This is a genomic window from Salinicoccus jeotgali (genome assembly GCF_055379195.1).
Window position 1 is genome coordinate 386,401 of sequence record NZ_AP043830.1, and the last position, 13,878, is coordinate 400,278.

The 13,878-nt window shown below is 44.7% G+C and carries 14 protein-coding genes; 9 read left to right on the forward strand and 5 right to left on the reverse strand.

Going from position 1 to position 13,878, the window contains the following annotated elements; translation table 11 throughout:
* The first annotated feature begins 25 nt into the window (after nucleotides 1-25).
* Nucleotides 26-1,063, forward strand: a complete 1,038-nt coding sequence (locus ACZ43I_RS01950; RefSeq protein WP_344704536.1) for a siderophore ABC transporter substrate-binding protein — start codon at nucleotides 26-28, stop codon at nucleotides 1,061-1,063.
* A 23-nt stretch (nucleotides 1,064-1,086) separates the two neighbouring features.
* Here the strand turns inward: ACZ43I_RS01950 and murB are convergent, their stop codons facing one another.
* The gene (gene murB / locus ACZ43I_RS01955) at nucleotides 1,087-2,028 is read right to left on the reverse strand and encodes a UDP-N-acetylmuramate dehydrogenase (protein ID WP_344704534.1); all 942 of its coding nucleotides are present in this window, start codon (nucleotides 2,026-2,028) and stop codon (nucleotides 1,087-1,089) included.
* Nucleotides 2,029-2,182: 154 nt separating this feature from the next.
* Here murB and ACZ43I_RS01960 point away from each other — a divergent pair, with 154 nt between their 5' ends.
* Complete coding sequence (locus ACZ43I_RS01960; protein ID WP_344704532.1) at nucleotides 2,183-3,079, forward strand: EMYY motif lipoprotein; 897 nt, start codon at nucleotides 2,183-2,185, stop codon at nucleotides 3,077-3,079.
* A gap of 11 nt (nucleotides 3,080-3,090) precedes the next feature.
* Here the strand turns inward: ACZ43I_RS01960 and ACZ43I_RS01965 are convergent, their stop codons facing one another.
* Nucleotides 3,091-3,330, reverse strand: a complete 240-nt coding sequence (locus ACZ43I_RS01965; RefSeq protein WP_344704530.1) for a hypothetical protein — start codon at nucleotides 3,328-3,330, stop codon at nucleotides 3,091-3,093.
* Between the two features lie 114 nt (nucleotides 3,331-3,444).
* On the opposite strand from ACZ43I_RS01965, the gene ytxJ reads away from it, so the two are divergent.
* A complete protein-coding gene (gene ytxJ / locus ACZ43I_RS01970) occupies nucleotides 3,445-3,765 on the forward strand; it encodes a bacillithiol system redox-active protein YtxJ (RefSeq protein ID WP_344704528.1) in 321 nt (106 codons plus the stop codon).
* A 24-nt stretch (nucleotides 3,766-3,789) separates the two neighbouring features.
* Here the strand turns inward: ytxJ and gdpS are convergent, their stop codons facing one another.
* Nucleotides 3,790-4,836: a GGDEF domain-containing protein GdpS gene (gene gdpS / locus ACZ43I_RS01975; RefSeq protein WP_344704526.1), complete on the reverse strand. Its 1,047-nt coding sequence runs from the start codon at nucleotides 4,834-4,836 to the stop codon at nucleotides 3,790-3,792.
* Between the two features lie 22 nt (nucleotides 4,837-4,858).
* Entirely contained in the window at nucleotides 4,859-5,812 is a 954-nt protein-coding gene (locus ACZ43I_RS01980) for an LCP family glycopolymer transferase (protein WP_344704524.1), read from the reverse strand.
* Between the two features lie 146 nt (nucleotides 5,813-5,958).
* On the opposite strand from ACZ43I_RS01980, the gene ACZ43I_RS01985 reads away from it, so the two are divergent.
* The gene (locus ACZ43I_RS01985) at nucleotides 5,959-7,011 is read left to right on the forward strand and encodes a glycosyltransferase family 4 protein (protein WP_344704522.1); all 1,053 of its coding nucleotides are present in this window, start codon (nucleotides 5,959-5,961) and stop codon (nucleotides 7,009-7,011) included.
* Here the strand turns inward: ACZ43I_RS01985 and ACZ43I_RS01990 are convergent, their stop codons facing one another.
* Entirely contained in the window at nucleotides 7,012-7,644 is a 633-nt protein-coding gene (locus tag ACZ43I_RS01990) for a YigZ family protein (protein WP_344704520.1), read from the reverse strand.
* 98 nt (nucleotides 7,645-7,742) lie between these two features.
* Between ACZ43I_RS01990 and ACZ43I_RS01995 the strand changes: the two genes are divergently transcribed.
* The 5 genes from ACZ43I_RS01995 (at nucleotide 7,743) to secA (ending at nucleotide 13,866) form a co-directional block, all read left to right on the forward strand.
* Nucleotides 7,743-8,615 carry a DegV family protein gene (locus tag ACZ43I_RS01995; protein WP_344704518.1) on the forward strand — a complete coding sequence of 291 codons (873 nt, stop codon included), beginning with the start codon at nucleotides 7,743-7,745 and terminating at the stop codon, nucleotides 8,613-8,615.
* Between the two features lie 56 nt (nucleotides 8,616-8,671).
* A complete protein-coding gene (locus ACZ43I_RS02000) occupies nucleotides 8,672-9,922 on the forward strand; it encodes a DEAD/DEAH box helicase family protein (RefSeq protein WP_344704516.1) in 1,251 nt (416 codons plus the stop codon).
* Nucleotides 9,919-10,584 (forward strand): ComF family protein, encoded by a 666-nt coding sequence (locus ACZ43I_RS02005; RefSeq protein ID WP_344704514.1) that lies wholly within the window; start codon nucleotides 9,919-9,921, stop codon nucleotides 10,582-10,584. The genes ACZ43I_RS02000 and ACZ43I_RS02005 overlap by 4 nt, the downstream gene beginning before the upstream one ends.
* Before the next feature lie 55 nt (nucleotides 10,585-10,639).
* Nucleotides 10,640-11,194: a ribosome hibernation-promoting factor, HPF/YfiA family gene (hpf, locus tag ACZ43I_RS02010; protein ID WP_344704512.1), complete on the forward strand. Its 555-nt coding sequence runs from the start codon at nucleotides 10,640-10,642 to the stop codon at nucleotides 11,192-11,194.
* Between the two features lie 152 nt (nucleotides 11,195-11,346).
* Nucleotides 11,347-13,866 carry a preprotein translocase subunit SecA gene (secA, locus tag ACZ43I_RS02015; protein ID WP_344704510.1) on the forward strand — a complete coding sequence of 840 codons (2,520 nt, stop codon included), beginning with the start codon at nucleotides 11,347-11,349 and terminating at the stop codon, nucleotides 13,864-13,866.
* Nucleotides 13,867-13,878 lie beyond the last annotated feature (12 nt).

Sequence of the window (13,878 nt, forward strand, 5' to 3'; positions counted from 1 at the left end):
AGACACATAGGAAAGAGGAATGGAAATGAAGAAATTTTATTTATTGCTAGCGATCATGATGATCATGATCCTTGCCGCTTGCGGCAATACTGAAGGAACATCGGAAGAAGAAGCAGCCGAAGGTTCAAGTTCAGATAAGGAAACAGTTGAGGTCAAGAATAATTATATGATTTCTGACGAGTCTTCCGATGACGAAGAAGCGAGTGAGGAAGTTTCCGAAACGGTTGAAGTGACGAAAAACCCAGAAAGTGTAGCTGTATTCGATTATGGTGCACTCTCTACAATCGATGAGCTCGGAGAAGCGGACAGTGTAGCAGGTTTGCCTAAAGGTGAGGGGACAAGTACCATACCCGATCAACTCGATAAGTTTTCTGATGATAAATACGAAAATCTGGGGACTTTGAAAGATCCTAACTTTGAAAAGATTGCAGAGCTTCAACCTGAAGTGATCCTCATTTCAGTTCGTCAGGCAACCTCGCAGATGGTCAGTGAATTTGAAAAAGCGGCACCAGATGCTAAAATCCTGTATGTTTCTCCATCCAGTGAGAACTACTTCGATGATATCCGTCACTATACAGAAATGCTCGGCAAGATCTATGATAAATCTTCTGAGGCAGAAGCACTTATAGAAGACTTTGATGCAAAAATTGAAGAAGTCAAAGAAAAAGCCGAAAATGCTGATAAATCGATGATGTTCGTCATGGCTAATGAAGGAGAACTTTCAGTATTCGGTCCCGGAGGACGCTATGGTTTCCTATATGACAATCTCGGCATTAAACCATCCGATGATGAGATTGCCGATAAGGGACACGGCCAAGCAATAAGCTATGAATATATCAATGATAAGAACCCAGGCATTATTTTGGCACTGGATAGAGGAAGTGCCATAGGTGGAGAATCTTCATCCGGCTCCGTGTTGGATAATTCCGTCATGCAGAATGTTGATGCGATTGAAAACGATAAGGTCGTCGAGCTTGATGCGAAACTTTGGTATCTTGCTTCAGGTGGCGTAATGACGACCATTGGTCAGCTGGAAGAAGTAGAACAAGCTTTGGAACAATAAAAAAAGACCCTAAGGGTCTTTTTTTATTGTTCATAGCGTTTGGATCGTCTGTAGACAGGTTCGCCGATAATCCGGACTTCCCGATTCAACCAGACACCGAATTCATTGAACACTTTGTCTTGTACATGTTTTATCAGTTCTTCATAGTCACTGGCAGAGCCGTTGTCGACGTTGACCATGAAACCAGCATGTTTTTTTGAAACTTCCACGCCCCCGATGCGATGGCCCTGTAGACCAGCATCTTGGATAAGTTTACCAGCAAAATTCCCTGGGGGTCTCTGGAAGACACTGCCGCAGGAAGGATATTCCAAAGGTTGCCTCCGTTCCCTTCGTTCCGTAAGATCATCCATGACAGCTTGTATATCACCCTTGTTTCCCGTGCTCAATGCAAACTTTGCTTCCACTACTACATAGTCATTTTGCTGCACGACGCTTTTCCTGTAACCGAGCTCAAGCTCACCATTTTGAAGGACGATCTTTTTACCAGACTCATCAAGGACGGTAACTTCCAACAGGCAATCTTTCACTTCTCCGCCATACGCTCCGGCATTCATATAGACAGCACCACCAACACTACCTGGAATACCGCATGCAAACTCGAGGCCTGACAGCGAATGGTCCCTGGCAAAGTTTGAGGCATCGATGATGGCGCAACCACTGCCGACCGTCAAAACATCCGCATCGACTTCTATATAGTCCAGCTTAAGCATATTAAGAACAATGCCTCTGATTCCTCCATCACGGATAATGATGTTTGAACCATTGCCTAAATAGGTGACCGGGATACGATTATTGTAGCTGTATTCAAGGACGCGGGAAGCCTCCTCAAAATCATATACAGTGACATAGAAATCTGCTACTCCGCCAGTCTCGGTATATGTATGTTTTTTTAGGGGTACATCGGTTTTAAACGTACCTTTGACAAGTAAAGCACTTAAATTTTCTGCAATTTTTTTGTAATCCACCTTAATATGTCCTTTCAAGAGAAAATACCTACATAATATTATAATGTAATGGCCCGCACATTGCCAATGGAATTGGCGGGGACTTCCATTATGTGCTATATTTTATTTGTTGTGCGAGCGTAAGAATCCATAATTATAGGAAAGTGTGGCCTCCATGCATATGAAAAAAGGTATCATAGGCATAACCTTCATGGTTTTACTCCTGCTGGCAAGCGGTTGCGACAGAGGACTTCAAGCAAATTATGAAGAATACATGAGTGACATGGAAACCATCCATGAATTAGACGAAGAATTTAACGATAAAATAAATCAGATCGACCTTGAAGCTCTGGTTGAAGAAACGTCAGCAAGGGATCCGGAGATTGATTTGGAAAAACTCTCCTCCCTCAATGACATGCTCAGCGAAGAAGTGGAACCGCTCATTGAACAGATGAACATGAAAATGGAGCAAGTGGAAGTGGCGGAAGAGGATTTACGGGAGAGTCATGAAACCTACAAAGAGAGCCTGGAATTGAAGGGAAAATTTGTTGATGAGTTGAATGGCTATGTCGAAACATACTATAAATCTGCACGTTCAAATGAGACATTGATAGAGTTAAGCCAGGCGTTCATGGAGAATCAGGAAGAGCGCGATCAGGTGATTGAAGACATCCAGAAGGGAGAGGGGGAGACCGAAACTGATGAATTAATCGAACAGATAAATTCAAACAGTGAAGAACTGGATGGAAAAGCAGAGCAGCTTAAACAAAATGAACCGCGTGATGATAGGACCACCTACATCAACGAAGTGATATTGCCGCTTGTGGATAGGCACATCCGATCCCTCAACCAAGTGAATCTCGAAACTGAAATTGCTATGCAGGTGAGGAGTTTGACTCTGGAGATGTATTACGGTTTCGAAAAATATTATCAGGAACGCACGAGGACTATGGAGTATAACGAGCAACTCCAACAACTTCAGCTCCAGAATATCCTGCCTTATAAGAGCACTTACAATCAGTTGGACGACCAGTACTGGAAAGGCTTGAAAGAAATAGAAGACGGGCTCTAAAAGCCCGTCTTCTATTTCTTATTCTCTTCAGACTGGTTGGTATGCATGGGATGGTTCGGATCCTTTTCGATCTTTGAAATGAAAATGTTCCGCAGGATTACCGTAACGATCCAAAAAGCGAATACAGCAAGAAGAATGATTGTAACAGTCGCATTGTTTTCAAAATCGAGCATGAACAAAAGGACGATGATCAAGAGTGATGCATTTATAGTATCCAAAAATGTCCATCTTTTCAGTGGTTTGTTATTCATATGAATCCTCCAATCGAAGTCATTATAACACAATACATAATCGGATTTGCCAAATAGTAGCATAAATGATAAGTTATTAAGAGCTTAATGAGAAGTTAATGAGAAGGTGATGAAATGATAACTAAGACAACATCGATTGAGTCATTTCAAAAGTTGTTGCAAGAAAAGAAGAGTTTTTTCTTCATGAAGCATAGCAGTACGTGTCCAATTTCAGCAGCAGCCTTCGAAGAGTTCCAAAAATTCCATTATGAAAGGGATATGGACGGCTATTATCTTATCGTACAAAATAACCGCGATCTCTCCGATTATATTGCAGAAAACTTCAACGTAAAACATGAATCGCCTCAGGCATTCTATTTTGAGAATGAAGAAGTGAGATGGCAAGACTCGCATAGTAACATTACACTCAAAAGTCTTTCTGCCGTTGAAGATTAAAACCAGGACAATGTCCTGGTTTTTTTATAATGGATTGAACATTACTCTATTCTCTCCCTGTTTCTTCGCAGCGTGAAGCATATCATCTGCTTCCTTGAACAACCTGCCTTTTGTTTCCGGGGCCAGGGGTTGATAGGCGATGCCTATGGACACCGTCAACCGGACATTCTCAGTTTCGCTGACATGGAAACGCGCCCGCTCGACGCTATTGCGAATCGCTTCAGCCAGGCGTACCGTACGGTCGAACGAGAGATCTTTCATCACCATCGAAAACTCTTCTCCGCTACTCCTGTACAAAGTACCGCCACTTGGTACATGGTTATCCAGTAGATGGGCCATCTGTTTAATCAAGGCATCGCCAGAAGTATGGGTATACTTATCGTTGATCAGACTGAAATTGTCTATATCAATAAGCAGAAGGCTGAGTGTATCGGACTCGTCCATGAGTTCGGTGACCGCATTATCCAGGGATTTAACATTGCCGAGTTGGGTCAGGTAATCTTTGTACTCTTCTTCTTCATACCGTTTCAAAAGGGCAAGGATTGCATTTACATCTTCATACATCATCACGGCAGTAAACATCACCACCGTACTTGCCCCGATGAACAGAAGCATCTGCCATAAGGTAAGGGGCTGAACGAACATATGAATGCTGATTACATAAAACAGCGTAAAGATGACGGTGGTTGCTGTCAGTGACTGCAGTTTCTGGATACGGACGAAGGGCAGTATCATCATGATGAAAAAATAGAGGATGAAGAATATCAGATAGATCTGCCATTGAAAATCAAAAATCATATGATGAAAGAGATAGACGACCCCGACAGCGCCGATGATGAGGTGGGTGGCGCTGTACTTGACCAGAATCAACAAAGGTATGAAATATAGACTGAACGTCATCCCCGCCAAGTGCAGCGGCACCATCAACAGCAGAACAGCTATGGTAGTCATCAGCAACGCCTGGAAAATATCGGAATCCATGAATTTGCGGTCCTCGATATACTGCAGGCGATGGAACAGGTAGATACCACTGATCGTGATGGATATATTGAGTACGAAATCGATGAGCATGCCTGTCCCTCCTAAATCTTAACTATTCCAGATCTAGATTTTCACGTAATTCGTTTCTTGTCGAATTAAATGAAGAATCATCAGGAATAAAATACCATAGACCATCGTCCAGCCTCTGATCCGTCCCTTCAAGAGTCAGACGTTCTATATTTTGCGCAGCCTTCTGATAGTTGGAACGAAAGGCATTCATCTCCTTGAATGGGATATTGGTACGGACATTCCCACCCATGACATCCAGGATTGAACCGAGGTTCGCTACTGTTTTAAGGCTAAGCATTTCCTGACCGATGCTTTCAACTACTTGCTGTTGTCTCTTCTGTCTTCCCGAGTCGCCGCCCGCACCTTCGGATTTACGGCTTCTGGAAAAGGCGAGGGCCATATCCCCGTCCATCTCATAGGTTTCGCCAGCTGTAAACTGGTAGCCGGATTGTTCGAAGGTGTCTTCGCTTGTAACCGTGATGCCACCAAGTTCATCGACTATGGTGGTGAACCCATCCATATTTATCGAAAGGAAGTGGTCTATCGGCATATCTAGGAAGTTTTCCACTGTACGGGATGCCATCTCAGGACCCCCATAGGCATAGGCGTGGTTGATCTTTTCTACTGTGTCACGGCCTACGATCTCTGTACGTGTGTCCCTCGGTATACTGAGCATGCGACCTTCATCGGTGTTCGGGTTGAGCGTCACCACCATGATGGTGTCGGAACGCTGCCCCATACCGCTTGCATTCCGGGACTCATCATCATCGGTCCCGAAGAGGACGACGGAGATGGGGTCGCCGTCTTTGAAGCTCACATCCGTCTCCCTGAGGTCTGAGGTTTCTGATGTGAAATCATCATCGTACATGTCATTTGCAGCACCTTTCAACTGCAGATATACATAAGCAAAAATACCGATCAATAAGATGACTGAGATGATGAGCAGAGTGAGTAATATTTTGAGGACGGGATGCATCCCGCCTGTTGTTCTATTCATATTAGATCTCCTTTTTCTTGATTAAGATAATTATACAACGAATTTGAGTTTAATTAAAATTATATATGTAGTAAGATGGATGACCGATACATAATTGAAGGCTAATATGATATAGTGGGTTGGAAATAACTAGTGATGGTGATGGAATGTATACTCTATTTTTATTGACGGTTTCGTTTCTTATTTCATTGATTCTGACACCGCTCTTCATATGGGTTAGTCGTAAATTCGGTTTTGTCGACTATCCAAACAACAGAAAAGTCCATCGGACACCCATTCCATACCTTGGTGGTGTGGTGATTTTGATATCGTTCATTATCGGTGTCATCATCTCACGTCCGATAGAAGCTGAGTACAAGGCAATCATATTCGGCGGAGTCGTCATCGTAATCGTGGGCATCATCGATGATAAATACGACCTCAAACCTGGCCTTAAGCTAGTAGGACAGATTGCAGCAAGTCTAGTCCCGGTATTTTATGATGTGGTGATCGACAGTGTGACTCCATTCGGCATCGAAATCGAATTCGGTGTATTTTCCATACCGATAACCATCATCTGGATAGTCGGTATCCTGAATGCGATCAATCTGATAGATGGATTGGATGGGCTCGCTACAGGAGTCTCCGTAATCGCTCTTTCAAGTATCGCATTCATCACGATTCTCCAGGGCAATATCTTTGTCATGATGATCTGTGCAATCCTTATCGGGGCGTGTATTGGGTTTCTGGTTTACAATTTCCATCCGGCGAAGATATTTCTTGGTGATAACGGGGCGATGCTGCTTGGTTTCATAATCAGCGTGGTATCGTTGATGGGCTTTAAAAACATCACCCTCATCTCACTTTTCTTCCCGATCATCATTCTCGCAGTTCCTTTCATCGACATGTTCTTCGCTGCATTAAGAAGGTATCGCAGCAATGTATCTCTGGTCAAAGCGGACCGTAGCCACATCCACCATCGGCTGCAGAATCTTGGGTATTCGCATGCTGAAAGTGTAGTGTTGATCTATTTCATCGCGCTTCTCTATTCCGGGGCGAGCATCATCCTCTATTTTTCGACGATACCCGGTGCCATCATCATGTCGTTGCTCTTGATCCTCACAACCGAGATAATCGTTGAGGCGATCAATCTGGTGGATAGTGACTGGAAGCCGGTCCTTAACTTTGCCAGAAAGATTTTCCATCGCATACTGCCATAATCAGCTGACGGCACTTTCAGCCTGGATGATATCCATCTCTTCCAGGCTGGAAGTGTCTTTTGTGATTTCCTTGAGACGGGTGCGGAAAAACTCCATATCATCAATCTTCACATGAAGTAGGTATGCAACCTTATCGGTATATGCAATGTCTTTTATCTCAATATCCGTATCAGCGATTGTATGTTCGAATCTACTGGTATAGGTATAATCCATAGTCACTCTGCATGGCACTACATCGATTTCGACGACTTTACCTGCTGCCTCCACTGCTTTGGCTGCAGCTCCGGAGTACGCACGTATCAATCCGCCGGCCCCTAATTTTATACCGCCGAAGTAGCGGGTGACTACAACCGTGACATTATAAAGGGCTTCTCGTTTCAGCACTTCCAGTATGGGGACGCCTGCTGTGCCTGAAGGTTCACCATCATCGTCCGCCTTTTGGATCATCGCACTCTTTGTAATGATGTATGCGCTGCAGTTATGGGTCGCATCCTTATGCTCTGCTTTGATCGAAGCGATGAATGCCTTTGCCGCTTCTTCTGTATCGGTGCGTGAAATGTATGTGATGAAGCGTGATTTATTGATGATGGTTTCAACAGATTCATCGGTTCTGTTCATATATTCTTGTTCCATCCATTTTCACCTCTTAAAAATATATTAACACATGGACGAAAGCGATTGGAATGTAGTAAACTGTTATCAAGTGTGAATCGGGAATTGGAGGGGCGAGTATGAAGATAGCGGTGGTGGTGGACTCTACGTCCTATCTGCCCGAAGGGCTGAAGAAGAAGTATGATATCCGGACCATCCCTCTTAATGTAGTCATTGAAGATACAGCCTATAGGGAAGATGAAGATATAGATGCAGGAGCATTCTTTGAAAAGATGAACAAGATGGCCGACCTGCCCGGTACAAGTCAGCCGTCGATAGGCGATTACATCCTACTCCTTGAAGCTTTGAGGAGTGAGGGGTATACAGACGTAATCAGTGTGCATCTGTCTAGTGAGATAAGCGGGACCTATCAGAACGCCATGGCGGCCGGAGAGAGCGTCGATGGCATCAAGGTCCATGCCGTCGACACAGAGATCGCCTGCTATGTACAGGGTTTCATGGCTCTTTATGCGGCTCAGCATAAGGCCGACATGCCCTTGGACAGTTTGATGGATCGGCTGGAGGATATGAAGCGGAAAAAGCATACGAATGCTTATTTCGTAGTAGACACATTGACTAACCTTCAGAAGGGAGGGCGCCTATCAAACGCCCAAGCAATGATAGGCAGCCTATTGCAGGTCAAGCCGATACTGGAATTCCAGAATGCGAAGATTGTACCCTTCGAAAAGATACGGACTAAAAAGAAGGCGTTAAAGCGCGTAGAAGAAATTTTTGCGAAGGAAATGGAAAAACATAAAGGTAAACCGGTGACTGCTGTGGTCATCCACAGCAACGCTGAAGAAGAAGGCAGGCGTTGGATGGAGAAGCTCCATTCGGAGTATCCGGATATTACGTTTAGATTGAGTTATTTTGGCCCTGTCATTGCAACGCATCTTGGTGAGGGTGCGTTGGGCTTGGGTTATACCACTTTCGAGGTGGATACAGAATATTAGGGAAAAGGCGCAGTTTGTTTACTGCGTCTTTTTTAATGGGGAAAGGGAGCGAATAAATGATATTGGAGCGGACAGGTACAATACCCTATAAAAAAGAAGGTGTCGACATCACCATTCCAAAGTGTCATCGCTGTGGCAATGAACGACGTCAGTATTTTTATACATATCGATCGCCTTTGCACGAAAAACTGGTATCCTACTGCTTGAAATGCGCGAATCTAGGACGGGCAGACACAATGGCACCACTATACTGCAGCACGCCCCCAGACTGTTTCGATAGCGCCGGGTACATTTTGGATTTCAAACTGACGAAGCAGCAGGCTTATGCTTCAGATAGGATCATCGGGGCTTTGGAGAGGCGTCAGCATCTGCTCCTATACGCAGTGACTGGTGCAGGCAAGACTGAGATGACGTTTGCGGCTATTTCACGGGCAAGGCAGAACGGGATGAATGTTGCCTTCGTCTCTCCGAGAATCGATGTGGTAAAAGAAGTGTACATCAGGTTGGAGGCGGCCTTTTCGGACAGTGCCATAAGCCTCATGTATGATGGCGTCAAACAGGTTCGGGACCATCACTTCGTCGTCTGTACCATCCATCAGCTCTATAACTATATCGATCATTTTGATTTTGTCATCGTCGACGAGACTGATGCTTTCCCCTTGCCGGAAGACCCACTGCTCATGCAATCAATCAGCCGGGCTTGCAGGGAGAGGGCATCAATCATTTATATGTCGGCGACCCCATCGCGGCAACTGATCAGGCAGGTCGGTAAAGAAAACGTGGTAATTCTACCGGAACGCTTTCATGGCTACAAGCTCGCCATACCATACATGCGGTATATTGACGTTAGAAAGAGCGTCCATAGGAACAAGGTACCCGCCGTCTGCACAAAAGAACTGGAACGTGTCTTGCATGACGAGAGGAAAGTGATGGTGTTCTTCCCGGATATTGCATTGATGAAAAAGATGCATCAGCTGATGCTGCCCGAATTCCCAACAATCGAAACAGTGTATAGTGCTGATCCTGACCGCGACGGTAAAGTGGCCCGTATGCGAGCAGGGGAAACTGATATTCTCTTTACGACCACCATCCTGGAACGCGGCGTGACGTTCGATCGGCTGGATGTGATCATCATCCATGCAGAAAGATTCAGCAAAGAGAGCCTTGTGCAGATGTGCGGGAGGGTCGGGAGGAAGTGGACAGATCCTGTCGGCAATATTTGTTTTATGGCTGCCTATAGGACTTCTTCCATCACGGCTGCGCAGAAGATGCTCAAATCCTTCAATTCAGGAAGGGTCAGGATATGATCTGCCTGTACTGTCATTCAAACATCCAGGAAGAACCTGATATAATCACCCTTTTCAAGACCCCCCGCCCCCTATGTCCCGTTTGCCGGGAACTGCTTACAGAATGGCGTGCCGGCCTGCGCTGTGATTTCTGTCACCGCCTGATGGAAGAAGGGTGGCAGAAATGCATGGATTGTGATTTTCTAAAGCGGCGTTTCACGCCACCCGCTAAGATTACTTGCCTCTTGGAATACAATCAAACAGTTAAAATGCTGTTCCATAGATATAAGTTCATGGGGGATTACGCACTGTCAGAAGTTCTCGCGGAGTTGCTGGATATAGATCTGCGAGGATACGATGCCGTCATCCCCATCCCGTTGTCCGAAAATCGGTTTAGAGAACGTGGATATAATCAGACGACAACGGTGCTTGATCAGAAACGGATAGTCTATAAAGAGGCGCTTGCCACCACCGATAGGGCCAGACAGTCTGAGCTGAGTAAGGTGCTGAGAATCAATGGGGAGAATCCTTTCAGTGTCTTGAACGGGAGTCAATTGCGCGACCAACGCCTTCTGCTGGTTGATGATATATATACGACCGGCATGACGGTGCACCATGCGCTGGAGAAACTCTACACCATTTCCCCATCCTCAATCGATGTGTTAACGTTTTCCAAAGCATGAACATTCTGATATAATGAAAGTAGAAAGAATAACGTACTCAAGGAGGGGTTTCATCATGATAAGATGTGAAATTCGAGGAGAGAACATTGAAGTAACAGACGCCATCAGAAGCCACATAGAAGAAAAAGTGGGCAAACTGGAACGTTACTTCACTAATGCTCCCAATACACACGCTCATGTCAACATCAAGACCTATAATAACAAGAAGGCAAAAGTTGAAATCACAATTCCTATGAAAGACCTGACTCTGCGGGCTGAAGAAAGCCATGATGACCTGTACGCAGCCGTCGATCTGATCATCGACAAGCTGGAGAGACAAATCAGGAAACATAAGACTAAAATCAACCGCAAGTTCAGGGAGAAGAATCCGGAGCAGGATTTCCTTGCAACACTCGATGCTGCAGACGGCAAGGACGAAGAGGCGGAGGAGACATCTGAAATTGTCCGTTCAAAGCAATTCCAGCTTAAACCGATGGATTCGGAAGAAGCAGTGCTGCAGATGAATATGCTCGGCCATGATTTCTTCATCTTCAATGATAGGGAAACTGATGGTACAAGCATTGTCTATAAACGTAGAGACGGTAAATACGGTCTTATCGAAACCAATTAAAGATTGGTTGCATGCTTTTTGAGACTTGTTAAAGAGGATCCCTGGCTATAGTCGGCCAGGGATCCTTTTTGATTCGTTCATTTTATTTTTAGCCTATTTAGTGATATTATTATTGAATGAATATAGAGTGAAATTAGTGAGGAGAGAAATCCATGAGTATTTTGGACAAAGTCTTTGACGGCAATAAACGGGAGTTGCGTTCTCTCCAGAAGATCGCAGATAAAGTCGAGGCGTATAAAGAAGAATTCACTAAAATGTCAGACAGTCAACTGCAGGCGAAGACGGATGAATTCAAAGCAAAACTTTCCGAAGTCGAAGATGATAAAGAAGACAAGATGCTTGATGAAATTCTTCCTGAAGCATTTGCCACAGTCAGAGAAGCTTCAAAACGGACGCTTGGACTTGAGCCGTACCCAGTACAGATTATGGGGGGCATGACACTTCATAAAGGCGATATCGCTGAAATGAAAACTGGTGAAGGTAAAACGCTTACAGCAACGATGCCAGTATATTTGAATGCATTGACCGGCAAAGGAGTTCATGTAATCACTGTCAACGAATATCTTTCCGCCACCCAGATGGAAGAAATGTCCGTTCTCTACAATTTCCTTGGGTTGAGTGTAGGATTAAACATGAATGCCAAAAACAGTGAAGAAAAAAGGGAAGCTTTCAATGCCGATATAACATATACGACAAACAATGAACTTGGATTCGACTATTTAAGGGATAACATGGTGACATATAAGAAAGATCGTGTTCTACGGACACTGAATTATGCGATCATCGATGAAGTCGATTCCATTTTAATCGATGAAGCACGTACACCACTGATCATCTCCGGTAAAGCTGATCAGTCGAATACACAATATATCAGAGCCAACGCTTTCGTGAAGATGTTGAAGGAGGATGAAGATTTCACTTATGATGTGAAAACGAAAAACATCCAATTGAACGATGAAGGTATGGAAAAGGCCGAAAAATGGTTTAAAGTCGACAACCTGTACGATGTCAAACATGTTAACCTTCTGCACCATATCAATCAGGCGTTGAAGGCCCACTTCTCAATGCAAAACGACATCGATTATGTGGTGGAAGATGAAAAGATCGTCATAGTCGATCAGTTTACAGGAAGAAAGATGAAAGGACGCAGATTTTCTGATGGACTGCACCAAGCCATCGAAGCTAAAGAGGGCGTCGATATCCAAAATGAATCAAAAACAATGGCATCGATTACTTTCCAAAACTTTTTCAGGCAGTTCAATAAACTCTCAGGCATGACCGGTACAGCCAAGACCGAAGAAGAGGAATTCCTCAACATATATAACATGAAAGTAACTGTCATTCCGACTAACAAACCACTTGCTAGGATTGACCGCACTGATAAGATATATTCGACCAAGGAATTCAAATTCAAGCATGTGATAGAAGAAGTGGTTGAACGCTACCGATTAGGTCAGCCGGTCCTGATAGGTACGGTGGCTGTAGAGACAAGTGAGTACCTCTCCGAGATGCTCCGCAAAAAAGGAGTCAGACATAATGTCCTTAATGCGAAGAATCATGGACGGGAAGCTGAAATAATCGCCAATGCAGGTAAAAAAGGTGCTGTAACCATCGCCACGAATATGGCCGGACGTGGGACAGACATCAAGCTCGGTGAAGGTGTGACTGAACTGGGTGGACTCGCCGTTATAGGGACAGAACGTCATGAATCCCGCCGCATCGACGATCAGTTGCGTGGTCGGTCAGGCCGTCAGGGGGATGTTGGAGTCAGCACATTCTACTTATCCCTAGAAGACGATCTGATGAGGCGGTTCGGGTCGGAACGCATGCAGAACACCATGCAGCGACTGGGTATGGCGGAAGAGGAATTGACTTCCAAAATGATTTCCAGGGCAGTCGAATCGGCGCAGAAACGTGTAGAAGGCAACAACTTCGATGCACGTAAGAAGCTGCTTGAGTATGACGATGTGCTGCGCCGTCAGAGAGAAATCATCTACGAAGAACGTAATGAAGTGATAGATGAAGAAGATGTGCGCGCCCAGCTGATGGGAATGATTGAATCTTCCGTCGAACGCACCGTAGACTATTATATTCTGGAAGATGAAGAGCTTATAGATTATCAGCAGTTTGTCCAGACTGTCGCCGATATGTATCTATGGGAAGAGGAAATCACTGTTGACGAAATACGTGGACGTGAAAATGAAGAGATCACAGCCCTTATCCTGGAAAAAATGCAGACGGATCTCGCAGCGAAGGAAGAGAAGCTCGGCTCAGAAAAGATGCGACTATTCGAACGTATGATGATGTTGCGTACAATCGACCAGAAGTGGGTTGAGCATATAGATAGTATGGATCAGCTGAGGACGGGCATCCATCTGCGCTCATATGGCCAAATCAACCCTCTTAGGGAATATCAGAATGAAGGCTTGCAGATGTTTGAAGATATGCTTGTCGCGATTGAGGACGATACAGCACGATATGTCATGAAGACGGAAGTCAAGTCCGATGAAGAGATCAAGCGTGAACAAGTCATTGCAAAAAATGAAATGCACGCAGGGGACAGTAAGGAAAAAGCCAAAAAAGGACCGGTAAAGAAAGAGATGAGGGTGGGTCGGAATGACCCTTGTCCTTGCGGGTCAGGAAAAAAATATAAGAATTGTCATGGTAAATAAGAGAAAGAAGGG